Below are 23348 nucleotides of genomic sequence, written 5' to 3'. Positions count from 1 at the left end.
CTCGCAGAGGCGTCAAACGGCGATACGGACTCGGAGGGGAGCGATGGGCGGCAAACACCGGCCAGGAACACCGCGGGACAGGGCACTGGGCGCGGAACTGCGCGTGCTGCGGGAACAGGCGGGCAAAAGTCTCGCCGACGTCGCCGGTGCCATCCACTGGAACGTGTCCACCTTGAGTCGACTCGAACGCGGTCAGCGGCACATCTCGCCCGAGGCCATCCAGGGCCTCGCGGTCATCTACGAACTGTCCTCGCAACGGCGCGACGCGCTGCTGGCCAGGGCCAGGGAACCGGTCGCGCTCGGCTGGTGGGACCGCCCGCCGGCCGGGCTGACCAACTCGCTCGGCGCGCTGGCCTCCTACGAGCACGAGGCCACCCGGCTGACCGACTGGAGCCCTGGCGTGGTGCCCGGTCTGTTGCAGACCAAGGAGTACTCGATCGCGATCATGCGCGACTGGGGCGTGGCGGACAACGACGTCAACCCGCGGCTCGGCGCCCGGATGCAGCGCCAGGAACTGCTGGCCCGCCGCGAGGTCGACTACACCGCGTTCGTCGGTGTCGCGGCACTGTGCAACCGGCTCTGCGGCACGGACGAGTTCGTCCGCCAGCTACGCCACCTGATCCGGGTCTCCACCCGGGAAGGGGTGACCGTCCGGATCGTCGACGCGCCGACGTCGTTCACGCTGGGCAGCTGGTACCTGATGGACTTCGAGCACACCGGGCCGGTGGTTCACCTCGAGCACCTGCGGTCGGCCACGTTCCTGTTCGACAAGGAGACCGCCGCCTACGTCGCGGCCAGGTCGCGGCTGGACCGGATCGCCCTGGGAGAGCAGGAAAGCCGGGATAAAATCGAGAGTCTGGTAGAAAGACTGATCATGGGGAGCTGAACCGAGATGCACGGGGAACCCTTGCGGTTCAAGAAGTCCAGCAGGTCTGGCGGCGAGTCGAACTGCGTCGAGATCGCGCACACCTACCGGCTGGTGCGGGACACCAAGAATCCCGGCGGGCCGGTGCTCGACCGGGTGGACGCCCGGCGGCTCATCGACTTCGCCCGTTGGTCGGGCCAAGGCTGCACACCGTGATCCAGGAACAGGCTAGATGGTGATCTGGCGGCCGTCCGGCCATTCCCAGCGCACGCAGAAGATGCCCGGCCCGAAGTCGAGGGCGACCGCGTGGCCGTGTCCGTCGGCGTTGATCTCGACTCGCCGGCGGCTGGTGATCTGGTTGTCCGGGTCGGTGGTGTACTGCTCGCAGTAGCGGGGCAGCATCCGCGGGTCGAACCGCAGCTCGAGCACGAACTCACGGACCGGCGTGGTGAACTTGCGGCAGTAGCTGTCGTCGCCGCGCGAGTAGGGCGGTCCGGGGTGGGTGAGCGCGTAGTCCAGGATCACCGTCTCGGCGCGGTGCAGCGGCGCCTCGAGCAGGATCTCCGCGGCCATGATCCCGGCGGCCGGATCGTGCGCCACCCGGCCGATCGTGCAGCCGTGTGCCGCGCTCACCGTCGGGAACGGGCGGCCGACCCGCTCGAGGTCGTAGACCATGATCGTGCGCTCGGCGCCGTCCCGCTCGGCGCGCAGCACCTGCCGCACGTTGATCCGCTTCTCGCCCTGGTCGGCGGCCAGCTCCATCACGTCCTGCTGGCTGATCTTGGTGAGCGCCGCCTCGGTGGTGAAGTCGATCCGTTTGAGCAACCGGGAAACCTGCTCGCTGTTGGTCCACAGCGACTCGATCGGCAGCCGGTTGGACTCCCGGTTGGCCCGCCCGCGCGGCCGGGGCGGTCCGAGCAGCGCCATCAGCGATCCGGGCGCCACGCCGAGCACGGATTCCAGATGGCCGAGGGCCGCGAGGGACTCCGCGCGCTCGGGACGGCGCCGGCCGGACTGCCAATAGCTCAGGGCGGTGACGCTCACCGACACGCCGCGCGAACGCAATCGATACTGGATGCGATCCAGACTGAGCCCGCTTGCCTGGATTGCCGCACGTAAAGCTGTTGGAAATGCATCCGCGACCAGGGAGTCCGGTTGTTCACTAACAATTGCACGCTGCAAGGTGCTGTTTGTGTGAAGCTCTCGAACTGGCTCGCGGGTGATACCGCTACCCATTGGATCTCCCCTGATTCCTTACGCCGTGGTAGCACAGTACGACGTGAGCAGGGCGATGGGTAGCGTTCACGTTAAATCTGGCCGTAAACAGTTAGCTACGTTCGGTTATCGGACACCTAACCTGGTGGACTCGCGGGGCGGGGGGTTGGCTAGCCTCATCGTGAGGGGTCCACCATCCACGAACATGTAGAGAGGCCACCGGTGATCCGCACCCACGAGGCCGGAACGCTCCGGGCCGAGCACGTCGGGCAGACCGTGACGCTGAGCGGCTGGGTGGCGCACCGGCGCGATCACGGTGGGGTCATCTTCGTGGATCTCCGGGACGCCTCCGGTGTCTCGCAGGTGGTCTTCCGCGAGGGCGAGATGGCCGAGCGGGCCCACCACCTGCGCGCCGAGTTCTGCGTGCGGGTGACCGGGGAGGTCGGCCGCCGGCCGGCCGGCAACGAGAACCCGGAGCTGGCCACCGGCGAGATCGAGCTGCTGGCCACCGGGCTCGACGTGCTCAGCGAGGCCGCCCCGCTGCCGTTCCCGGTCGACGAGCATCTGACCGTCGGCGAGGAGGTGCGGCTGCGGCACCGCTATCTCGACCTGCGCCGGGCCAGCCAGGCGCGGGCCATCCGGATGCGCAGCGAGGCCAACCGGATCGCCCGCGAGCTGTTGCACCGGGAGAACTTCGTCGAGGTCGAGACCCCGACGCTGACCCGGTCCACGCCGGAGGGCGCCCGCGACTTCGTGGTGCCCGCCCGGCTTCGGCCCGGCTCCTGGTACGCGCTGCCGCAGTCGCCCCAGCTGTTCAAGCAGCTGCTCATGGTCGGCGGGTTGGAGCGGTACTACCAGATCGCCCGCTGTTACCGGGACGAGGACTTCCGGGCCGACCGGCAGCCCGAGTTCACCCAGCTCGACATCGAGATGAGCTTCGTCGACCAGGACGACGTGATCGCGCTGACCGAACGCATCATGGCGGCGCTGTGGCGCGAGCTGGCCGGCTACGAGGTTCCGCAGCCGATCCCGCGGATCACCTATGCCGAGTCGATGGCCCGGTACGGCACCGACAAGCCGGACCTGCGGCTGGCCACCGAGCTCACCGACCTGACCGAGTACTTCGCGGACAGCCCGTTCCGGGTGTTCCGGGCGCCCTACGTCGGCTCGGTGGTGATGCCGGGCGGGGCCGGCCAGCCGCGCAAACAACTCGACGCCTGGCAGGACTGGGCTCGCCAGCGCGGCGGCAAGGGGCTGGCCTACGTGCTGGTCGGTGAGGACGGCACGCTCGGCGGACCGGTCGCCAAGAACCTCTCCGAGGCCGAACGGGACGGCCTGGCCAAGGCGGCCGGTGCCGAGCCGGGTGACTGCATCTTCTTCGCCGCCGGCCCGGTGTCCGAGGCCCGGGCGTTGCTCGGCGCCGCGCGGCTGGAGATCGGCCGGCGCTGCGGGCTGATCGACGAGTCGGCCTGGGCGTTCGTCTGGGTGGTGGACGCCCCGCTGTTCGAGGAGGCCGAGGCCGCCCGCAGTCACGGCGACGTCGCGGTCGGTGGCGGCCGGTGGACCGCGGTGCACCACGCGTTCACCGCGCCGACGCCGGACTGGCTGGACCGGTTCGAGGACGACCCGGGCAACGCGCTGGCCTACGCCTACGACATCGTCTGCAACGGCAACGAGCTTGGCGGCGGGTCCATCCGGATCCACCGGGCCGACGTGCAGGAGCGGGTGCTCGCCGTGATGGGCATCCCGCCGGAGGAGGCCAGGGAGAAGTTCGGCTTCCTGCTCGAGGCGCTCAAATACGGACCGCCGCCGCACGGCGGGGTGGCCATCGGCTGGGACCGGACCGTGATGCTGCTCGCCGGCAGCGACTCCATCCGGGACGTGATCGCCTTCCCCAAGTCGGGTGGCGGCTACGACCCGCTCACCGGCGCCCCCGCGCCGATCACCGCCGAACAGCGCCGGGAGGCCGGCGTCGACGCCAAGCCGGCGCCCGCGGCGCACTGAGCCGTGCTGCACCTGCGGGTGATCTCCCCGGCCGGGAGCACCGAGGACGTGCTGTCGATCCTGCGCGCCGCACCCGGCGCCACCCACGTGGTGCTGCTGCGCGACGCCGGCGTGCAACCGTCCGGCGACCTCGTCGAGGCCGATGTGGCCAGGGAGGCCGTCGACGGCCTGATCGCGGCGCTGTGCGCGGTCGGCGTCGATCACACCGGCGGCATCACGCTGGAACAGATCGACACCGCGCTGTCCGACGCGGCGGACGTGGCCGGAATCAGGGCACCCGGCGACCCGGCCGACGCCGTGGTGTGGCAGGAATTGTTGGCCAAGACCGGCGAGGAGTCCCGGCTCAACGGCACGTTCCTGGCATTCCTGGCCATCGCCTGCCTGCTGGCCGCGGTCGGCGCGATCACCAACTCGCCGATCACGATCGTCGGCGCGATGGTGGTCGGCCCCGAGTTCGGGCCGCTGGCCGCGATCGCCGTCGGTCTGGTGCTGCGCCGCGGGGATCTGGTCCGGCGCGGTGGCCTGGCGCTTGCGGTCGGGTTCCCGCTGGCGATGACGATCACGGCGGTGGCCACGTGGCTCGGTCATCTGGTCGGACTGTTCGACGCCGCGGCGGTGTTCGGAGCCGATCACCAGATCGACTTCGTCTACCAGGTGGGCTGGTTCTCGCTGATCGTGGCGCTGCTCGCGGGTGCCGCCGGGATGCTGTCGCTGACCTCGGCGAAGTCGGCGGCCCTTGTCGGCGTGTTCATCTCGGTCACCACGGTTCCGGCCGCCGGCTACGCGCCGCTGGCCCTGATCTTCGGCGAGTGGGCGAAGTTTCTCGGGTCGGTCACGCAGCTGGCCGTGAACCTGATCGGCATCGTGCTCGCCGCGGTGCTGGTGTTGTTGCTGCGCCGGGGAACCTGGCACGCGGCCGAGGTGAAGCGTCCGCTGCCCAAGGGCTGAAACAGTGTCGTACTGAATCGGTTGACACGATTACCGTCGTTGACATCGGGCCGGGGCGGTTCCGCGCGAGTAGGGTCGGAGGCGATGAGTGTGGACCTCGCCGCCGACCCGCCGACCATCCACAATGACGCGGAGATCGTGGCAACCGTGCTGGCGGCGGAGTCGCTGCTCAGCAAGCGTTTCGGGGCGCGGATCACGCTGGCGCCCGAGCCGGTGGACCTCGGTGGCAGTGAGCGGTCGATCGTGCTGCGGGTGAAGGTCGCGTCCAGCCCGTTCGCGCTGCCGCGCAGCCTGGTGCTGAAGCGGTACGTGCCGCCGCCGGACGGCGGGCCGAGCGACAGCTTCGTGCGCGAGGCGGTCAGCTACCAGCTCTACACCTCGCTGGCCACCGAGGACCGGGTGTGCCCGGAGCTGTTCGCGCACTCCGGGGACAGCCGGCTGCTGGTCATGGAGGATCTCGGTCTGGCGCCGACCCTGGCCGGCAAGCTGATGGGCACTGACGCCAGGGCGGCCGAGCGGGCGCTGCTGTCCTGGGCGCACTCCCTCGGCCGGCTGCACGCCACCACCGCCGGGCGGGAGGCCGACTTCGACGCGCTGCAGCGGCGGCTCGGCCGGCTCGGCGCGAAGGATCCGCTGGCCGCGGACGGGCCCACCGCGCTCGCCGAGCTGCCCGACCTGCTCGAGACCCGGTTCGGCGTGGCCACCTCGACGGCCGCCCGGGAATGCGCCGCGCGCGCCAGGGAACTGCTCGGTGTCGAGCACCACCGGGCATGCAGCCCGGCCGACTCCTGCCCGGACAACAACCTGATCACCAGCCGGGGCGTGCGGTTCCTGGACTTCGAGGGCGGCTGCGTGCGCAACGTCCTGTTCGACGCGGCCTACCTGCGGGTGCCGTTCCCGGTGTGCTGGTGCGCGTTCGGCCTGCCGACCGGGATGACCGACGCGATGCTCGCCGGTTGGCGGGCCGAGGTGCGCGGGGTGTGGCCGGACCTGACCGACGACACCGTGCTGCTGCCCCGGCTGCTGGACGCGCAGATGTTCTGGGTCTGGTACACCACCTGGCAGCTGCTGACCAACCCGGAGCTGGAGGGTTGCCCGCACGCGGCCAAGTCGATCGAGACGCCGGACCGGTCCAGGGTGCTGGCCGCGCGCTGGCGCCGGCTGGCCCGCTACGCCGCGGCCTGTGGCGCCGACCCGGTTGCCGAGCACGCCGGGATCGTGGTGCGGGCGCTGGAGTCCCGGCTCGACGGTGAGCACCTGCTGCCGCTCTACCCCGCGTTTCGTTGATCGTCGGTCCCGGCGAGTAGCGTTCGCCACCGTGGAGGATGGCCTGGACCTCGACCTGTTCGACACGCCGTCCGACGGGTTGGCGCAGCGCGACGCGCGGATCACCGCGAACACGCCGCTGGCCGTGCGCATGCGGCCGCGGTCGCTGGACGAGGTGCTCGGCCAGGACCACCTGCTCGGTCCGGGCACGCCGCTGCGCCGGCTGGTCGAGGGCGCTGCCCCGGCGTCGGTGCTGCTCTACGGGCCGCCCGGGACCGGCAAGACCACCCTGGCGATGCTGGTTTCCCGGGCGATCGGCCGGCGGTTCGCGGCGCTGTCCGCGGTGTCGGCCGGGGTCAAGGAGGTCCGCGCGGTCATCGACGAGGCGCGCCGCCGGCTGACCCATTCCGGCGAGCCGACCGTGCTGTTCATCGACGAGGTGCACCGGTTCTCCCGGACCCAGCAGGACGCCCTGCTCGGCGCGGTCGAGGACCGCATCGTGCTGCTGATCGCCGCCACCACCGAGAACCCGTTCTTCTCCGTGGTCTCCCCGCTGCTGTCCCGCTCGCTGGTGCTGCAGTTGCGCCCGCTCGGCGACGAGGACGTGCGCACCCTGGTCCGGCGCGCTCTGACCGACGAGCGCGGGCTGGCCGGCGCCGTGGGGCTGGCCGCCGACGCCGAGGACCACATCGTCCGGCTGGCCGGCGGCGACGCCCGGCGGGCGCTCACCGCGCTCGAGGCCGCCGCCGACTCGGCCGTCGCCACGGGTCAGCCGGAGATCGGCCTGGCCATCGTCGAGTCCACTGTGGACAAGGCGGCGGTCCGGTACGACCGGCAGGGCGACCAGCACTACGACGTGATCAGCGCGTTCATCAAGTCGCTGCGCGGATCCGACGTGGACGCCGCGCTGCACTACCTGGCCAGGATGATCGAGGCGGGGGAGGACCCGCGGTTCATCGCCCGGCGGCTGGTGATCCAGGCCAGCGAGGAGGTCGGCATGGCCGACCCGACGGCGTTGCAGGTGGCCGTCGCCGCCGCCCAGGCGGTGCAGCTGATCGGCCTGCCCGAGTGCACGCTCAACCTCGCCCAGGCGACCGTGCACATCGCCACCGCGCCCAAGTCCAACGCGGTCACCACGGCGATCTCCGCGGCCATGGCCGACGTGCGCGGCGGCGCGATCGGGTCGGTGCCGGCGCACCTGCGCGACGGGCACTACGCCGGCGCCAAGAAGCTGGGCAACGCCACCGGCTACCGGTATCCGCACGACGTGCCGGACGGCGTGCTCGCGCAGCAGTACCCGCCGGACGAGCTGGTCGGCCGGGACTACTACCAGCCAACCCAGCGCGGTGCCGAGCGCGCCGTCGCCGAGCGGCTGCCCCGGCTGCGGCGCGTGGTGCGCGGGCAGGACGCGACCGAATAGGCGGCGCGGTAACCTGACGCCCGATCAGGCAGTTCAGCGGCGAGGAGGGCTCGTGTCACCAGGCGAATGGGTTGCGCTGATCGCCACCGCGGTGTTCCTGCTGCTGTCCGTGGTCATGGTGATCGTGTTGATCAAACTGTGCCGCACCCTGGACGAAGCCACGCTCGCCCTGCACAACCTCCGGGTGAACAGCGACCCGCTGTTCACCGGGGCGAACACCACGATCAACCACCTGAACACCCAGCTCGAGCGGGTCGACGGGATCACGGCCAACACCCAGGCCGTCACCGGCAACGTCTCCGCGCTCACCTCGGTGTTCACCGCCACCCTCGGCGGTCCGCTGGTCAAGGTCGCGGCCTTCTCCTACGGCGTCAACCGCGCGTTAAAGGCCCGGCGCAAGGCCAAGGCCGTGACCGATGGCCGGCACGCCCGGCTGGCCCGGCGGGGGAGGGCCGGCTGATGCGCCGGCTTTTTTGGCTTGGGGTGGGCATGGCGGCCGGCGTAGCGTTGAGTCGTAAGGCCAGCCGGGCCGCCCGGGCGGCCAGCCCGGCCGGCATCGCCGCCAACCTCGGCGAGGCGATGCGCGAGTTGGCCGGTGCCGTCGGCGCCTTCGGCGCGGACATCCGTGCCGGGATGGCCGAGCGGGAAGAGGAGTTGTCCGAGATGGTCGAGCAGCGGTCCGGGGTGAGCCCGTTGGCTCACCGCGCGCTGGGCGCGCACGCCGCTGACGCGCGAGCTCGCCGGGCGAACGGCTGAGACCACGCGCCATCTGGCGCCCGCCGTTCGCCTGCCGCAGCCCTGTCGGACCGAATTGAGACCACAGAGGACACACCGTGCAGACCCACGACATCAGCAACCGGTTCCTGAGCTACTTCAGGAACAACGGCCATACCGAGGTGCCCAGCGCCTCGCTCATTCTCAACGATCCCAACCTGTTGTTCGTCAACGCCGGAATGGTGCAGTTCAAGCCGTATTTCCTCGGCGAGGAACCGCCGCCTTACCCGCGCGCGACCAGCATCCAGAAATGTGTGCGCACCGGCGACATCGAAGAGGTCGGCAAGACCACCCGGCACGCCACGTTCTTCCAGATGGCCGGAAACTTCTCGTTCGGCGACTACTTCAAGGAGGGCGCGATCGAGCACGCCTGGAACCTGATCACCGGCAGCCCGGCCGACGGCGGCTACGGATTCGACCCGGAACGCCTGTGGGCCACCGTCTACCACGACGACGACGAGGCGTTCGCGTTGTGGCGGAAGATTTCCGGGCTGCCGGAGGAGCGGATCCAGCGGCGCGGCGCCGAGGACAACTACTGGGACATGGGGGTGCCCGGGCCTGGCGGACCGTGCTCGGAGATCTACGTGGACCGGGGCCCGGCCTACGGTCGCGAGGGCGGCCCGGTGGTGGACGAGGACCGGTTCCTGGAGATCTGGAACCTGGTGTTCATGCAGGACGTCCGGGGTGAGGGCAGTCCCAAGAAGGGGCACCCGGTACTCGGCGAGCTGCCGAAGAAGAACATCGACACCGGCCTCGGCATCGAGCGGGTGGCCACCCTGCTCCAGGGCGTTGAGAACGTCTACGAGACCGACCTGGTCCGGCCGGTGATCGTCAAGGCGGAGGAGATGTCCGGCCGGCGCTACGGCGCGGACCGCGCCGACGACGTCCGGTTCCGGGTGATCGCCGACCACGCCCGCAGCGGCGTGCTGCTGATCGGCGACGGGGTCAGCCCGGGCAACGAGGCGCGCGGCTACGTGCTGCGCCGGTTGCTGCGCCGGATCGTCCGGTCGGTGCGCCTGATGGGCGTGCAGGAGCCCGTGCTCGGCGAGTTCGCGGCGGTCGTGCGGGACACGATGAGCCCGTTCTACCCGGAGCTGGCCACCGACTTCGCCCGGATCGACGCGGTGGTGCGCAACGAGGAGGAGTCGTTCCTCGCCACGCTGTCCAGCGGGTCGCGGATCTTCGACCTGGCCGCGTCGGAGACCAAGCAGCGCGGCGGCGAGGTGTTGCCCGGGGACAAGGCGTTCCAGCTGCACGACACCTACGGTTTCCCGATCGACCTGACCCTGGAGATGGCGGCCGAGCAGGGCCTCACGGTGGACGAGGCGGGCTTCCGCCGGCTGATGGCCGAGCAGCGCGCGCGGTCCAGGAAGCACGCCGAAGAGCGCAAGGTCGGCCACGCGGGCGGCGGCGGGTACCGCTCGATCCTGGACACGCACGGCACCACCGACTTCCTCGGCTACCGGGAGCTGACCGCGGAGGGCCGGGTGGTCGGGCTGCTGGTCGACGGCGAGCCCGCCCCCGCCGCCGGTGCCGGCACCGAGGTGGAGATCGTGCTGGACCGCACGCCGTTCTACGCCGAGGGCGGCGGCCAGCAGGCCGACACCGGGCGGATCGTCGGGTCGGCCGTCGAGATCGAGGTCCGCGACGTGCAGTCCCCGGTGGCGGGGTTGAACGTGCACCGCGGCGTCGTGCTCACCGGCGAGGTCACCCTGGACGAGACCGTGCACGCCCGGGTCGACGCCACCCGGCGCCGGGCGGTGTCCCGCGCCCACTCGGCCACCCACCTGGTGCACGCCGGCATGCGCAAGGCCCTTGGCACCCAGGCCGCCCAGGCCGGCTCGCTCAACGCGCCGGGCCGGCTGCGGTTCGACTTCACCTCGCCCGGTGGTGCCGTCCCGCCGAGCGTGCTGACCGACGTCGAGGACGAGGTGAACGACGTCCTGCTGCACGACTACGACGTCCGCGCCGAGATCACCACGCTCGACGAGGCCCGCAAGTCCGGTGCCATCGCCTTCTTCGGCGAGAAGTACGGCGACAAGGTCCGGGTGATCAGCATCGGCGAGTACTCCAAGGAGCTGTGCGGCGGCACCCACGTGCACCGGTCCGGCGAGATCGGCGTGGTCAAGCTGCTCTCCGAAGCCTCCATCGGCGCCGGCGTGCGTCGGGTCGAAGCCCTGGTCGGGCTGGACGCGTTCCGGTTCCTGGCCCGCGAGCACGTCCTCGTGGCCCAACTCGCCGAGCAGTTCAAGGCGCGCCCCGAGGAGCTCCCCGAACGCATCAACGCGATCGTGGAGAAGCTGCGGGTCGCCGAGAAGGAACTCGGCCACCTCCGCGCCGCCCAGCTGCTCTCGTCCGCCGGCACCCTCGCCGACCAGGCCGAGGACGTCGGCGGCATCTCCCTGGTGGCGTTGGCGGCGCCGGACGCCGTCTCCGGCAACGACCTGCGCACCCTCGCCTCCGAGGTCCGCAACCGCCTCGGCGCCCGCCCCGGCGTCGTCGCGCTGTTCTCGACGGACGGCCCCAAGGTCAACTTCGTGGTGGCCACCACCGCCGCGGCTCGCGACCGGGGTGTGGCCGCCGGCAAACTGGTCCCGGCCTTCGCCCCCGCGATCGAGGCCCGCGGCGGCGGCAAGCCCGACCTGGCCCAGGGCGGCGGCACCAACCCCGCCGGTGTCGGCGCCGCCATCACCCTGCTCCGCACCGCCCTCGGCACGTCATGACCCCCCACCCTCCGGCCACACCCCCCGGCGTGGCCAGGGCCCTCCGCCCGGCCGGAGCGGTCTGGGCCCGGCCCCGAACAAGGCCGGGCCCGCGCCCGCTCGGGCCGCGGGCATGACCCAGGCCGGCCCGGACCGGCCGGGCGAGCAGGATCCCGGACCTGGCCGGCGCCTGGCCGTGGACGTCGGGTCGGTCCGGGTGGGGGTCGCGCTGAGCGATCCGGGTCCGGTGCTCGCCACGCCGCTGGTTACGCTGTCTCGCGACCAACGGTCGAGTGACGTCGACCGGCTGGCCGAACTCGTTGCCGAATACGAGGTGGTCGAAGTCGTAGTGGGTTTACCAACGACACTTTCGGCGCGCCACGGTGCCGCCGCCGAGGCGGCGTCGGCCTATGCGGCGGAGTTGAGGACCAGAATCGATCCAGTTCCGGTGCGGCTCGCCGACGAACGGTTGACCACGGTGAGCGCATCGCGAATGCTCAGCCAGCGAGGGGTCCGAGGCAAGCGACAGCGCGCGGTCGTCGACCAGGCCGCGGCCGTCGAGATACTGCAGGCCTGGCTGGACGCGCGGGCAGCCCTGCTGCGGAGGCGAAGTGGTGACTGACGAGCTCGGCCTGTTCGATGAACGACGTACTGACCGGAGCCGACACCAGCCGACCCGCCGGCGCCGCAAGCCGCGGCGCAGCGCCGGCCGGAAGGTCGGGATCTGGCTGAGCGTGCTGGTCGTCCTCGCCCTGATCGGCGGCGGCGTGTGGTACGGCCTCACCCAGATCATCGGCATCGACTTCGGCGGGTACGACGACTACGCCGGTCCGGGGGAGCAGGACGTGGTGGTCGAGATCCCGGACGGCGCGTCCACCGGGGTCATCGCCAGCCAGCTGCACGAGGGCGGCGTGGTCGCGAGCACCAAGGCGTTCGTGAAGGCCGCGGAGGGCAACCAGAAGGTGCTCGGCATCCAGCCGGGGTTCTACGTCATGAAGACGAAGGTCTCCGGACAGGACGCGATCGCTCAGATCCTCAACCCGGAGTCCCGGAAGGGCCAGCTGGAGATCCGCGGCGGCTGGCAGCTGGAGAACATCATCAAGCAGGACCAGAGCGTCGAGCCCGGCATCATCCAGCGCCTGGCCACCGCCTCGTGCGCGGAGCTCAACGGCAAGAGCACGTGTGTGCCGGTGGAGGAGCTGGTCGAGGTCGCACGGACCGGGGACCTCGCCGCGCTCGGGGTGCCCGAATGGGCGGTGCCGGTGGCCAGCGCGCTGGAGCCACAGCGCCGGCTCGAAGGCCTGATCATGCCGGGCGTGTACGACGTCCGGCCCGGCTCCACGGCCCAGGAGCTCTGGCAGAAGGTGGTCACCGAGTCGGCCACCCGACTTCAGGCGTTCGGCCTGCCGAAGATCGCCGAAGACACCGGCTTCACCCCGTACCAGGTGTTGACCATGGCGTCCCTGATCGAGCGGGAGGCCATCGAGAAGGACTTCACCAAAGTGTCGCGGGTGACCTACAACCGGCTGGCAAGCGACATCCAGCTGCAGTACGACTCGACGGTCAACTACGTGCTGGACCGGCCGGACATCCGGACCAGGGCCGAGGACCGGGAACAGGCCGGCCCGTACAACACCTATTCGCGCAAGGGCCTGCCGCCAGGTCCGATCGCCGCCCCGAGCCAGACGGCGATCGAGGCGGCGGCCAAGCCCGCGGAAGGTCCGTGGCTGTACTTCGTGCGGTGCCAGAAGGACGGCACGTCGTGCTTCGCCGAGAACATCCAGCAGCATGAGCAGAATGTTGAGCAGGCCCAGGCCAACGGTGCCTACTGAGCCGAAGCGGGCGGCGGTCGTCGGCTCCCCGGTGGCGCATTCGCTCTCGCCGGTGCTGCATGAGGCCGCTTACCAGGCGCTCGGCCTGGACGGGTGGACCTACGACCGGATCGAGCGGGACGCGGCCGGACTGCCTGACCTGGTGGCGTCGCTCGGGCCGGAGTGGACCGGACTGTCCGTCACCATGCCCGGCAAGCAGGCGGCGCTCCGGGTGGCGGCAGGGGCGACCGACCGGGCCACCGCCGTCGGGGCGGCGAACACCTTGGTGCACAAGGGTTCTGGCGACTGGCAGGCGGACTGCACGGACGTCGACGGGGTGACCGGGGCGCTCCGCGCGGTCGGATACACCCCGGTGCCGGATGCGACGGCCGTGGTCCTCGGTGCGGGCGGCACCGCCTGCGCCGCGCTTGCCGGACTCGCCGAGCTGGGCGTGCGGCAGGTGGCGGTCGTGGCGCTCGACCCAGGTCGCACCGGCCCGGCACGGGCCTGCGCCGACCGGCTGGGGCTCCCGATCGACATCGTGCGCTGGTCCGAAGCCGATTTCGCCGCGCTCGCCGCCGGTGCCGCGGTGCTGGTGAACACCACGCCGGCATCCGCCGTCGAGTCCGATGCGGACAGTCTGGCGCGGGCCGGCTGCGTGCTCGATGTGATCTACCACCCATGGCCGACCGCTCTGGCTACCGCCGTGCAACACCGCGACGGCCGGATCGCGACCGGCCTGGACATGTTGCTACATCAGGCATTCACCCAGGTCGAGCGGTTCACCGGCCGGGCCGCTCCGCGCGAGGCGATGCGCGTGGCACTGCGTTCCGCGACCGGTGATCTGCTCGAGCTGCCGTTGGACCCGGCCGGCGAACGCGACGACGAGATCCGGGGTGCCATCCTCGGTGAGTTGGAGCCGTATGCGGTGCGGGTGGTCCTCGAGCGGTACAACCCCGAGTGGCCGAGCTGGTATGCCACCGAAGAGGCCAGGATCCGCGCCGCCCTCGGTTCCCGTGCCCTCCGGATCGAGCACACCGGCTCGACATCGGTACCCGGCCTCCCCGCCAAACCGGTGATCGACATCGTCCTCGTCGTCGCCGACACCACCGCCGAGCCCACCTACGTCCCGGCGCTGGAACGAGCGGGTTATGTCCTGCGTGCCCGTGAACCCGAGTGGTACGAACACCGCCTGTTCTACCGCCGCCGTGACCAGGGCGGCGACCGCGACGTCAACCTGCATGTCTTCGCCACCGCCACCGGCGGCCCGGAAATCGATCGCATGCTCACCTTCCGCGAATGGCTACGCGCCAACGCAGCCGACCGTGATCTCTACGCCGCCACGAAGCTCGAGCTCGCCCGGCGCTCCTGGAAGTACGTCCAGCACTACGCCGACGCCAAGTCCGGCGTCATCGGCGAGATCCTCGCCCGCGCCTGCCCACCTCCTTCCGTCACCTAGCTGCCGGCCACCGCGGTGCCGCCGCGGTCGTCCGCCATGGCCGTCCGATGAGGACACTCTGGCACGGCGGTCCGACAACCGGAGCCGAAAACCCGGTCGAGTCCGCACGAACGGTCCATTCGTACGGACATCTCCTTGCCATCCCACTCGCGCGGGCGAAGCGTGGAGGCATGAACGACATCGCAACGACCCTGACCTTCGCCGGCGCCGGCGGCCTTGCCGGTGCCCTTGGCCGCTGGCTGCTCGGCCGGCTGCGCCGGGGCGCGTCCGTCCACAGCGGATGGTGCGAGGCCGCCGTCGCCGTGTTGTGGGGCGTCCTCGGCTGGCGGTTCGCCGGTGGCCGGCTGCCGTCCTGGTGGCTTCCGGTGCCGCTGCTGTTGATCTGGTTCGCGGTGCTGCTCACCGCCACCGACCTTCGGCACCGGCGGCTGCCCGACGCGCTCACCCTGCCCGCCTATCCGGTGGCCGCGATCGTGCTCGGCACGGCCGCCGGGTTCGGCGGCGGCTGGCCGCTGGCGGTCGGTGCCGCGATCGGCGCCATGACGTTCTTCACCGTGCACGCGGCCGTGCACCTGCTGCGGCCGAAGGCACTCGGGGCCGGAGACGTGAAGCTCGCCGGCAGCCTGGGTGGCGTCCTCGGTGCGGTCGGCTGGCCGGCGCTCGTGTTCGCCGCTGGACTGGCCGCCTGTTGCACGGTGGTCTTACGCCTGGTTGCTCCCCGCCAGATCGCCGCGTCCTGGTGGAATGGCATCCCGCACGGGCCGGGGATGCTCGCGGCGACCTGTCTGATCACGCTGTTCCCGGGAACGGCTCTCACCATGGCAGGTGGGTCGTGACAGGATCACGGGGTGCTGCGTTGGCTGACCGCCGGAGAGTCACACGGACCCGCACTTGTCGCCGTCCTCGAGGGGATGGTGGCGGGAGTAACGATCACCAGTGCCGAATTGGACCAGCAGCTCGCCCGCCGCCGGCTCGGCTTCGGCCGGAGCCCTCGAATGGGGTTCGAGACCGACAAGGTCGAGTTTCTCGGCGGGATCCGGCACGGCGTGACCCAGGGTGGGCCGATCGCCATCCGGATCGAGAACGCCGAGTGGCCCAAGTGGGAGAAGGTCATGGCCGCCGACCCGGTGGATCCGGCCGAGCTGGCCAGCCTGAGCCGCAACGAGCCGCTCACCCGGCCCCGTCCCGGCCATGCCGACCTGCCCGGGATGCAGAAGTACGGCTTCGACGAGGCCCGGCCGGTTCTCGAGCGGGCCAGCGCGCGGGAGACCGCAGCACGGACCGTCCTGGGCACCGTCGCCCGCGGCTTCCTGCGGCAGGTGCTCGGCGTCGAGGTGATCAGCCACGTGGTGTCGATCGGTTCGGTGACCGCTGCGGAGGGCGAGCCGCCGCGGCCGCAGGACCTTGCCGCGATCGACGAGAGCCCGGTTCGGGCGTTCGACCCGGCGGCCACCGAGGCGATGGTCGCCGAGGTGGAAGCGGTGAAGGCGGCCGGAGACACGGTCGGCGGGGTGATCGAGGTGATCGCCTACGGTCTGCCCCCGGGCCTGGGCTCGCACGTGCACTGGGACCGCAGGCTCGACGCCCGGCTGGCCGGCGCGCTGATGGGTGTACAGGCCATGAAGGGCGTGGAGATCGGCGACGGCTTCACCACGGCCCGGCGCTGGGGAAGCCAGGCCCACGACGAGATCGACCGGGCCGACAACGCCAGCGGGGTCAGCCGGCGGACCAACCGGGCGGGCGGCCTGGAGGGGGGGATCACCAACGGGGAACCACTGCGGGTCCGGGTGGCGATGAAGCCGATCTCCACCGTCCCACGTGCACTGTCGACAGTGGACGTCCGAACGGGAGAGCCGGCGGTCGCGATCCACCAGCGCTCCGACGTCTGTGCCGTGCCGCGCGCCGGGGTGGTGCTGGAGTCGGTGGTGGCCTTGATACTCGCGGACGCCGCGCTGGAGAAGTTCGGCGGTGACTCGCTCGGGGAGACCCGGCGCAACGCCGATGGCTATGTCACGTCGCTGCAGGAGCGGTGGTGACCGTTGGCGAGGTCGTTCTGGAGACGGAACGGCTGGTGCTGCGACGGTTCACCGAGGCCGATGTGGACAGTCTGGTCGATCTCGACGGGGATCCGCGCGTGATGCGCTACCTCACCGGTGGCCGGCCGACACCACGCGAGAAGATCGAGAGCGAGGTACTGCCGGGCATCCTGGCCGACTACCAGCGGGTGCCGGGATGCGGCACCTGGGCGGCCGCCGAACGGTCGACCGGGCGGTTCCTCGGCTGGTTCGAGCTGCGGGTGTCGGGCGACGACGCGGCGGCGGCCCAGGCCGAACTCGGCTACCGGTTGCGCGCTTCGGCGTGGGGAAGGGGTTACGCCACCGAGGGAGCGCGTGCGCTGATCCGTCGGGCGTTCACCGAACTCGGGCTGCGCCGGGTGTGGGCCGAGACGATGGCGGTCAACACGGCCTCGCGGCGGGTGATGGAGAAGGCCGGACTGCGGCTGGTGCGGACCTTCCACCGCACCTGGGACGACCCGATCGACGGAGCGGAGCACGGGGAGGTCGAGTACGAACTGCTGCGGGCCGACTGGCTGCGGTTGGCTCGGCGGGCGGACGACCCGCCGGATATCCTCCGCGCGTGATGGCGCACGGACCGGTGGTCGTGCTGGTCGGCCCGCCCGGCTCGGGGAAGACGACGGTGGGCCGCGCCCTGGCCGACGCGCTCGGCGTGTCGTTCCGGGACACCGATGCCGACGTTGAGCGGCGCGTGGGCAAGACCATCAGCGCGATCTTCACCGACGACGGGGAGGCGGTGTTCCGGGCCGAGGAGGAGCGCGCGGTGCGCACCGCGCTGGGTGAGCATCCGGGGGTGCTCGCCCTCGGCGGCGGAGCCGTGTTGTCCCCGCGCACCCGCGAACTGCTGACCGGGCACTCCGTGGTGTTCCTCCACGTCGGTCTGGCCGAAGGGGTGCGTCGTACCGGGTTGTCCTCGGCCCGGCCGCTGTTGGCCGGAGTGAACCCGCGGGCCCGGTTCCGAGAGTTGCTCGAGGCCCGGCTGCCGCTCTACCGAGCGGTCGCGACCGTCGAGGTGACCACGGACGGCAGGTCGCCGAAACAGATCGCGAAGGAGGCGCTCGCCGGGCTCGGCCTGGTTGGCGGCGCCTGACCGGGCGGTCCGAAGGGGCGGTCTGGTGGCGGTGCCTGACCGGTGGTCTGACGGGCGGCCTGGTCGGCGATGCCTGATCGGGCGACCCCGACCGGCAGTACCTGTCGGTCGTACTTGATAGACAAGGTCGCATGAAGGCGCTGAGCCGTCAGGCGGTGGTCGCGCACCGGGCCAACACGCAGGGCCTGCACGCCGGCCTCGGGCGGGCTACCGAGGTTGGTGTCCTGGACATCGGCATCCAGGACACGCCGTCGGGTTCGGCCGGTCAGGCTCTCGCGGTGCGGTCGGGTGCGGTTCGGACCGACGAGGATCCGGAGTTGGTTCGGGTGCTGAGCATCCGGGGCGCACCCCATGTGCACCGGCGGCGGGATCTGCCCGCGCTGCGGGCAGTGCTGCGGCCGCGGCGGGCCGAGGATCTGCTGCTGTGGCTCGGTGGCCATGGGCCGGCGTTCCTCGACTCCGGGGTCGACCCGCTCGGGGTGCTGGACCTGGTGGTCACGTTGCTGCGTGAGCGGTTCCCGGGAAAGCGGGCGAGCAAGGGGGAACTGTCCGCGGTGATCAGCCCGTTGCTCCCGGCGCCGGCCCGGCCGTGGTGCGAGGGATGCCAGGCCGACCATGTGATCGAGAACCTGTTTCGGCTCGGCACGCTGCTTGCCGGCCTCGAGCTCGAGCGCGGTGACCGCAAGCTGGTCTTCCGCCCGGAGCCGGACGCGCCGCGGGGCAGGAAGCGAAGCACCGGGCCGGCGGGAACGGCGGAAAGCCCGCTGTTGCGGGACTTCCTGCGCTACGCCGGACCGCTGCGGGTCGGCGACGCCGCCGGATGGGTGGTCGCCGGAAGCGTGTCGGGGAAGTCGGTGCCGAAGCCGCACGGTTGGGCGGAGATCGTCGACCGTGCGGCCCGGGTGGAGATCGACGGGGGTTCGTATCTGATGGACCGGGCGGAAGCGGATGCGGTCGGGGACGCGCCGGCGCCACCGGTGGCGGTGCTGCTTGCGCCCCGCGATCCCTACCTGCTCGGCAACCGGGAGTTCGTGGTGCCCGACCGAGAGGTGGCCAAGCGGGTCTGGCGGGCGCAGGTGAGTCCCGGGGTGCTGCTGGTGGACGGCGAGGTGGCCGGCACCTGGCGGCAGCGGATCTCGGGGCGCACGGTGTCCGTGTACGTGACGCCATCGGGCAAGATGCACAAGGGGGTGCGTGCGGCGGTCGGGGACCAGGCGGAGCTGCTCGCCGCGGTGCGTGGCGCCGGGGCATTGGAGCCGCACGTGCTGTGGGAGGGTTGACCCAGACGGCACAGAGATCAACCGCGGGAGCGTGACGGGTGCAGCCGGTGCGGATTCACGCGGCCACCGACCGGCCGTACGACGTCGTCGTCGGGCGCGGCCTGCGCGCCGAGCTGATCGACACCGTGCGCGAGTCCTCCCGGGTGGCGATCATCCATCAGCCGACCCTGGCCGGCGTGGCGGAGACCCTCCGCGACGACCTGGTGGGGGCCGGGGTCGACGCGCACCGGATCGAGATCCCGGATGCCGAGGACGGCAAGGCGCTCTCGGTCGCCGGGTTCTGCTGGGAGGTGCTCGGCCGGATCGGTCTCGACCGGCTGGGTTCCATCGTGGCCGTTGGCGGCGGTGCGACCACCGACCTCGGTGGGTTCGTGGCCGGCACCTGGTTGCGCGGGGTTCGGCTGGTCAACGTGCCCACCACGCTGCTCGGCATGGTGGACGCCGCGATCGGCGGCAAGACCGGGATCAACACCGAGGCGGGCAAGAACCTGGTCGGTGTGTTCCACGAACCGGCCGCCGTGCTGGTCGATCTGGACACGCTGCTGACGCTGCCCCGGCCCGAACTGGTCGCCGGCATGGCCGAGGTGATCAAGGGCGGGTTCATCGCCGATCCCCGGATCCTCGAGTTGGTGGAGGCGGACCCGGTGGCGGCGCTCGACCCCGCCGGGGACGTGCTCGCCGAGTTGGTCCAGCGGACCATCCAGATCAAGGCGGACGTGGTGGCGGCGGACCTGCGCGAGTCGAACCTGCGCGAGATCCTCAACTACGGCCACACCTTGGGCCACGCGATCGAGCGGCGCGAGGACTACCGGTGGCGGCACGGCGCCGCGGTGAGCGTCGGTCTGGTGTTCGCCGCCGAGCTGGCCCGGCTGACCGGCCGGCTGGACGACGCCACGGCCGACCGGCACCGGTCGGCGCTCGAGTCGATCGGGCTGCCCACCCGCTACCAGGCCGACGCCCTGCCCGAACTTGTCGAGATCATGTTCACCGACAAGAAGACCCGGTTCGGCGTGCTGCGGTTCGTCGTGTTGGACGCGCTGGCCAAACCCGGGCGCCTCGAAGGTCCGACCCCGGAACTGCTCGCCGCCGCGTACACGGCGGTCGCCGCGGACGGGACCGGAGCCGACGGAGCCGCGCCGGACGACGGCGGAGCCGGGAGGGAGGGAAGCCGGTGAACGTGTTGGTGCTCAACGGACCCAACCTGGCGAGGTTGGGTTCGCGGGAGCCGGTGATCTACGGCAGCGACACCTATGCCGACCTCGTCGCGCTGTGCGAGAAGGCGGGACGGGAGCTGGGGATCGAGGTGGAGGTCCGGCAGACCAACCACGAGGGGGAGATGCTCGAGTGGCTGCACCAGGCGGCGGATGACGGGGTCGCGGTGGTGCTGAACGCGGGGGCGTGGACGCACTACTCGATCGCGGTGCGCGATGCGTGTGCCGCGTTGACCGCGCCGCTGGTCGAGGTGCACATCTCGAACGTGCACAACCGCGAGGAGTTCCGGCACCACAGCTACATCTCGGCGGTGGCGACCGGCGTCATCGTGGGATTGGGCATCCAGGGTTATCCACTGGCCCTGCGCTGGCTGGCGGACAACCACCCCGGTTGACCGGCAAAGCGCCGCCCGACAGCGGCATGGCGCTCCGTGACGAAATCCCGCCCCCACCGCCGCACCCGCGCCGCCACCCCGACCCGGCCCGACCGATCGAAACCACCCTCCGTCCAAGGATCCAAGTCAGGCCCTGATCACAGCGGATCATCGAGACAAAGTCTCGGCCCAACCAACGCAACCTCAGGGGACCGTGACGCAACCCAGCCACAATCACCCCGCCAACCGCACTCCCGCTGGAACGCAACAACAGCAGTAAAACCCGGAGCGGCGGAACAGTTAATCCCGGAGCGGCGGCGCAGTGATCCACCGGCCGGCGAGGAGGCCGGCGACGGCCGGAACGAACACCAGCAGGGCGGTGAAGGCGGCCCCGCCGGTCAGCGCGCTGCCCAGTTCACTGGCGCCGGTCTGGTCGACGAACGCCGCCCGTCCGATCACGGACAGCACGCCCGCTCCCCAACCGGCCACCAGCGCGGCGATCAGCCAGGTGACCTCCGGCCGATCCAGGCCGCGCCACCGGTCCAGGGCACCCCACACCGCCGCCACCCCGACCAGCACGGCGAGCACGATGGCGGCGATCGTGGTCTGTGCTGTCGGGTTGCGAGCGGTGAACGCGGCCACGGCCACCTGCGCCGCGGCGTGCAGCACGGCGAGGACACCGCCCCGGAGCAGCCAGGTTCGCATCGCACCAGCCTAGGCCGCACCGACCTCATAGGCTGACCGCATGCCTGAGATCCACGGCCGGCGCCGCGACGCGCTCCGCGCCCACCTGCGCGAGCACGACGTGGACGCTTTGCTCGTCGTCGACCTGCTCAACATCCGGTACCTCACCGGGTTCACCGGATCCAACGCCGCCCTGCTGGTGCACGCCGAGGACGAGCGCCGCACGGTGTTCTGCACCGACGGCCGCTACCTGACCCAGTCCGAGCGGCAGGTGCCGGACCTGGAACGACTCATCGAGCGGCAGAGCACCATCGCGGTCGCCGCACTGGCCGGCGAGCGCGGCGTCGCCCGGACCGGTTACGAGAGCCAGCACGTGACCGTGGAGCAGCTCGACGAGCTGGCCTCGGCCGCGGGCGCGAAGGTCGAGCTGGTCCGCACCCCGGGCCGGGTCGAACGGCTTCGGCTGATCAAGGACGACACCGAGGTGGAGGCGCTGCGGATGGCGTGCGCCGCCGCGGACCGGGCGCTGGCCGGGCTGATCGACCACGGCGGCCTGGCACCCGGCCGCACCGAGCGCGAGGTGGCCAGGGACCTGGAGAACCGGATGCTGGATCACGGCGCGGCCGGCCCGTCGTTCGAGTCGATCGTGGCCACCGGGGCCAACTCCGCGGTGCCGCACCACCGGCCGACCGACGCGATGCTGCGGCCGGGGGACCTGGTCAAGCTGGACTTCGGGGCCCTGGTCGACGGCTACCACTCGGACATGACCAGGACCGTCGTGCTCGGCGAGCCGGCCGGCTGGCAGCGTGAGCTGTACGACCTGGTCGCCGCCGCGCAGGCGGCCGGCCGGGCGGCGCTGCGGGTCGGGACGGCCACCAGCGAGGTGGATGCCGCGGCCCGAAAGGTGATCGAGGACGCCGGGCACGGCGAGCATTTCCTGCACGGCCTCGGCCACGGTGTCGGGCTGGAGATCCACGAGGCGCCGAGTCTGGCCAAGACCGGTCAAGGTAGGATCGCGGCCGGTATGGCAGTCACCGTGGAACCGGGTGTGTATCTGTCCGGGAAGGGCGGTGTCCGGATCGAGGACACCCTCGTCGTGCGGGACGACGATCCCGAACTGCTGACGCTGACCACCAAGCAGCTCATTGTCGTGTAGTACAGGAGAGACCTTTCCGTGGCTTCCACCAACGACCTGAAGAACGGCCTCGTGCTGAACCTCGAGGGACAGCTCTGGTCGGTCGTCGAGTTCCAGCACGTCAAGCCCGGCAAGGGCCCGGCCTTCGTGCGCACGAAGCTCAAGCACGTGCTGTCCGGCAAGGTCGTCGACAAGACGTTCAACGCCGGGGTGAAGGTGGACACGGCGACCGTCGACCGGCGGGAGATGACCTACCTGTACTCCGACGGCTCGGAGTTCGTGTTCATGGACGGCGAGACCTACGAGCAGATCCACATCTCGGCCGAGACGGTCGGGGACGCGGCCAAGTGGATGCTGGAGAACCAGACCGCGATGGTGGCCACGCACGAGGGCGCGCCGCTGTTCATCGAGCTGCCCACCTCGGTCGAGCTGGTGATCAAGCACACCGACCCGGGCCTGCAGGGTGACCGGTCCACCGGTGGCACGAAGCCGGCCACGCTGGAGACCGGCGCGGAGATCCAGGTGCCGCTGTTCCTGTCCACCGGCGAGAAGGTCAAGGTGGACACCCGCGACGGGCGCTACCTCGGCCGCGTCAGCGGCTGAGTGCGGTGGGGGCGCGAAGCAAGGCTCGCAAGCGCGCGGTCGACGTGCTCTATGCCGCCCAACTGCGCGGCGCGGACCCGGTCGCGCTGCTCGGTGAGCGCACCGCGGAACCGGACGCGCCGCCGATCAACGACTACACGGTCAGCCTGGTCGAGGGCGTCGCCGCGCATCGCGACCGGATCGACGAGCTGCTCACCGAGCACTCCGAGGGCTGGACGCTGAGCCGGATGCCCGCGGTCGACCTCGCGGTGCTCCGGTTAGGGCTCTACGAGCTGCTCTGGGTCTCCGACGTGCCGGATCCGGTGGCCATCGACGAGGCGGTGGCGCTGGCCAAGTCGTTGTCCACCGACGATTCGCCGCGGTTCGTCAACGGCGTGCTGGGTCGCATCGCCACGATCGCCGACCGGTTGCGCGCCACGCTGTAGCCAGCGG

General features: G+C 71.3%; 24 protein-coding genes and 1 pseudogene. 23 read left to right on the top strand and 2 right to left on the bottom strand.

What is annotated here, in order from left to right; all coding sequences use genetic code 11:
* Positions 1-43: 43 nt before the first annotated feature.
* Together VFV67_RS19545 and VFV67_RS19540 are read left to right on the top strand one after the other, a co-directional pair.
* Entirely contained in the window at positions 44-886 is an 843-nt protein-coding gene (locus VFV67_RS19545) for a helix-turn-helix transcriptional regulator (protein WP_326471898.1), read from the top strand.
* Positions 887-892: 6 nt separating this feature from the next.
* Complete coding sequence (locus VFV67_RS19540) at positions 893-1081, top strand: DUF397 domain-containing protein (protein ID WP_326471896.1); 189 nt, start codon at positions 893-895, stop codon at positions 1079-1081.
* Between the two features lie 12 nt (positions 1082-1093).
* Here VFV67_RS19540 and VFV67_RS19535 read toward each other — a convergent pair whose 3' ends face one another.
* Entirely contained in the window at positions 1094-1909 is an 816-nt protein-coding gene (locus VFV67_RS19535; protein ID WP_326471894.1) for a hypothetical protein, read from the bottom strand.
* A 393-nt stretch (positions 1910-2302) separates the two neighbouring features.
* Between VFV67_RS19535 and aspS the strand changes: the two genes are divergently transcribed.
* The 18 genes and pseudogenes from aspS to aroQ all read left to right on the top strand — a co-directional run bounded on the left by aspS (position 2303) and on the right by aroQ (position 20515).
* The gene (gene aspS / locus VFV67_RS19530; protein ID WP_326471892.1) at positions 2303-4084 is read left to right on the top strand and encodes an aspartate--tRNA ligase; all 1782 of its coding nucleotides are present in this window, start codon (positions 2303-2305) and stop codon (positions 4082-4084) included.
* 3 nt (positions 4085-4087) lie between these two features.
* The gene (locus tag VFV67_RS19525) at positions 4088-5032 is read left to right on the top strand and encodes a DUF389 domain-containing protein (RefSeq protein ID WP_326471891.1); all 945 of its coding nucleotides are present in this window, start codon (positions 4088-4090) and stop codon (positions 5030-5032) included.
* An 84-nt stretch (positions 5033-5116) separates the two neighbouring features.
* On the top strand, positions 5117-6319 hold the full coding sequence (locus tag VFV67_RS19520) for a hypothetical protein (protein ID WP_326471890.1): 1203 nt from the start codon (positions 5117-5119) through the stop codon (positions 6317-6319).
* Between the two features lie 55 nt (positions 6320-6374).
* Positions 6375-7718: a replication-associated recombination protein A gene (locus tag VFV67_RS19515; RefSeq protein ID WP_326472030.1), complete on the top strand. Its 1344-nt coding sequence runs from the start codon at positions 6375-6377 to the stop codon at positions 7716-7718.
* 52 nt (positions 7719-7770) lie between these two features.
* A complete protein-coding gene (locus VFV67_RS19510; protein ID WP_326471888.1) occupies positions 7771-8178 on the top strand; it encodes a DUF948 domain-containing protein in 408 nt (135 codons plus the stop codon).
* Positions 8178-8474 carry a hypothetical protein gene (locus tag VFV67_RS19505; RefSeq protein WP_326471887.1) on the top strand — a complete coding sequence of 99 codons (297 nt, stop codon included), beginning with the start codon at positions 8178-8180 and terminating at the stop codon, positions 8472-8474. Before VFV67_RS19510 ends, VFV67_RS19505 begins: the two co-directional genes overlap by 1 nt.
* Before the next feature lie 77 nt (positions 8475-8551).
* Positions 8552-11215, top strand: a complete 2664-nt coding sequence (gene alaS, locus VFV67_RS19500) for an alanine--tRNA ligase (protein ID WP_326471885.1) — start codon at positions 8552-8554, stop codon at positions 11213-11215.
* Positions 11216-11327: 112 nt separating this feature from the next.
* Complete coding sequence (gene ruvX / locus VFV67_RS19495) at positions 11328-11816, top strand: Holliday junction resolvase RuvX (RefSeq protein WP_326471884.1); 489 nt, start codon at positions 11328-11330, stop codon at positions 11814-11816.
* Positions 11806-13026, top strand: coding sequence for an endolytic transglycosylase MltG (gene mltG / locus VFV67_RS19490; RefSeq protein ID WP_326471882.1), 1221 nt, complete (start codon positions 11806-11808; stop codon positions 13024-13026). The genes ruvX and mltG overlap by 11 nt, the downstream gene beginning before the upstream one ends.
* Positions 12983-13870: pseudogene (locus tag VFV67_RS19485) on the top strand (shikimate dehydrogenase); the annotation flags it as partial. The gene mltG and the pseudogene VFV67_RS19485, both read left to right, overlap by 44 nt.
* A 63-nt stretch (positions 13871-13933) precedes the next feature.
* The gene (locus VFV67_RS19480) at positions 13934-14464 is read left to right on the top strand and encodes a GrpB family protein (RefSeq protein ID WP_326472028.1); all 531 of its coding nucleotides are present in this window, start codon (positions 13934-13936) and stop codon (positions 14462-14464) included.
* 170 nt (positions 14465-14634) lie between these two features.
* Positions 14635-15300, top strand: coding sequence for an A24 family peptidase (locus VFV67_RS19475; RefSeq protein WP_326471880.1), 666 nt, complete (start codon positions 14635-14637; stop codon positions 15298-15300).
* Positions 15301-15312: 12 nt separating this feature from the next.
* Positions 15313-16500: a chorismate synthase gene (gene aroC, locus VFV67_RS19470; protein WP_326471879.1), complete on the top strand. Its 1188-nt coding sequence runs from the start codon at positions 15313-15315 to the stop codon at positions 16498-16500.
* Positions 16497-17105 carry a GNAT family N-acetyltransferase gene (locus VFV67_RS19465; protein ID WP_326471877.1) on the top strand — a complete coding sequence of 203 codons (609 nt, stop codon included), beginning with the start codon at positions 16497-16499 and terminating at the stop codon, positions 17103-17105. The genes aroC and VFV67_RS19465 overlap by 4 nt, the downstream gene beginning before the upstream one ends.
* Positions 17105-17629 carry a shikimate kinase gene (locus tag VFV67_RS19460; RefSeq protein ID WP_326472026.1) on the top strand — a complete coding sequence of 175 codons (525 nt, stop codon included), beginning with the start codon at positions 17105-17107 and terminating at the stop codon, positions 17627-17629. Before VFV67_RS19465 ends, VFV67_RS19460 begins: the two co-directional genes overlap by 1 nt.
* 131 nt (positions 17630-17760) lie before the next feature.
* Positions 17761-18909 (top strand): DNA glycosylase AlkZ-like family protein, encoded by a 1149-nt coding sequence (locus tag VFV67_RS19455; RefSeq protein WP_326471875.1) that lies wholly within the window; start codon positions 17761-17763, stop codon positions 18907-18909.
* Positions 18910-18947: 38 nt separating this feature from the next.
* A complete protein-coding gene (gene aroB, locus VFV67_RS19450; RefSeq protein ID WP_326471874.1) occupies positions 18948-20084 on the top strand; it encodes a 3-dehydroquinate synthase in 1137 nt (378 codons plus the stop codon).
* Positions 20081-20515: a type II 3-dehydroquinate dehydratase gene (gene aroQ, locus VFV67_RS19445; protein WP_326471873.1), complete on the top strand. Its 435-nt coding sequence runs from the start codon at positions 20081-20083 to the stop codon at positions 20513-20515. Before aroB ends, aroQ begins: the two co-directional genes overlap by 4 nt.
* Positions 20516-20794: 279 nt before the next feature.
* On the opposite strand, the gene VFV67_RS19440 is transcribed toward aroQ, so the two are convergent.
* Complete coding sequence (locus VFV67_RS19440) at positions 20795-21199, bottom strand: B-4DMT family transporter (protein ID WP_326471871.1); 405 nt, start codon at positions 21197-21199, stop codon at positions 20795-20797.
* 40 nt (positions 21200-21239) lie between these two features.
* On the opposite strand from VFV67_RS19440, the gene VFV67_RS19435 reads away from it, so the two are divergent.
* Genes VFV67_RS19435 through nusB form a run of 3 tightly spaced genes read left to right on the top strand, consistent with a single transcriptional unit; the run spans position 21240 to position 23341 of the window.
* Positions 21240-22334 carry a Xaa-Pro peptidase family protein gene (locus VFV67_RS19435; protein ID WP_326471870.1) on the top strand — a complete coding sequence of 365 codons (1095 nt, stop codon included), beginning with the start codon at positions 21240-21242 and terminating at the stop codon, positions 22332-22334.
* Positions 22335-22352: 18 nt separating this feature from the next.
* The gene (gene efp, locus VFV67_RS19430) at positions 22353-22916 is read left to right on the top strand and encodes an elongation factor P (RefSeq protein ID WP_326471868.1); all 564 of its coding nucleotides are present in this window, start codon (positions 22353-22355) and stop codon (positions 22914-22916) included.
* 5 nt (positions 22917-22921) lie between these two features.
* On the top strand, positions 22922-23341 hold the full coding sequence (gene nusB, locus VFV67_RS19425) for a transcription antitermination factor NusB (RefSeq protein WP_326471866.1): 420 nt from the start codon (positions 22922-22924) through the stop codon (positions 23339-23341).
* The last annotated feature ends 7 nt before the right edge of the window (positions 23342-23348 follow it).

It is taken from the genome of Actinophytocola sp. (assembly GCF_035762905.1).
Taxonomy (GTDB): Bacteria; Actinomycetota; Actinomycetes; order Mycobacteriales; family Pseudonocardiaceae; genus DASYTH01.
The sequence above is the reverse complement of the archived record's forward strand: the minus strand, read 5'-3'. Positions and strand labels throughout refer to the sequence as shown.

Bases quoted from the DNA above. Each gene is read 5' to 3' on its own strand.
- VFV67_RS19460 (WP_326472026.1), top strand. From the start codon at position 17,105: ATGGCGCACGGACCGGTGGTCGTGCTGGTCGGCCCGCCCGGCTCGGGG.
- VFV67_RS19540 (WP_326471896.1), top strand. From the start codon at position 893: ATGCACGGGGAACCCTTGCGGTTCAAGAAGTCCAGCAGGTCTGGCGGC.
- VFV67_RS19520 (WP_326471890.1), top strand. From the start codon at position 5,117: ATGAGTGTGGACCTCGCCGCCGACCCGCCGACCATCCACAATGACGCG.
- VFV67_RS19435 (WP_326471870.1), top strand. From the start codon at position 21,240: ATGCCTGAGATCCACGGCCGGCGCCGCGACGCGCTCCGCGCCCACCTG.
- VFV67_RS19475 (WP_326471880.1), top strand. From the start codon at position 14,635: ATGAACGACATCGCAACGACCCTGACCTTCGCCGGCGCCGGCGGCCTT.
- VFV67_RS19455 (WP_326471875.1), top strand. From the start codon at position 17,761: ATGAAGGCGCTGAGCCGTCAGGCGGTGGTCGCGCACCGGGCCAACACG.
- ruvX (WP_326471884.1), top strand. From the start codon at position 11,328: ATGACCCAGGCCGGCCCGGACCGGCCGGGCGAGCAGGATCCCGGACCT.
- VFV67_RS19505 (WP_326471887.1), top strand. From the start codon at position 8,178: ATGCGCCGGCTTTTTTGGCTTGGGGTGGGCATGGCGGCCGGCGTAGCG.
- VFV67_RS19545 (WP_326471898.1), top strand. From the start codon at position 44: ATGGGCGGCAAACACCGGCCAGGAACACCGCGGGACAGGGCACTGGGC.
- VFV67_RS19440 (WP_326471871.1), bottom strand. From the start codon at position 21,199: ATGCGAACCTGGCTGCTCCGGGGCGGTGTCCTCGCCGTGCTGCACGCC.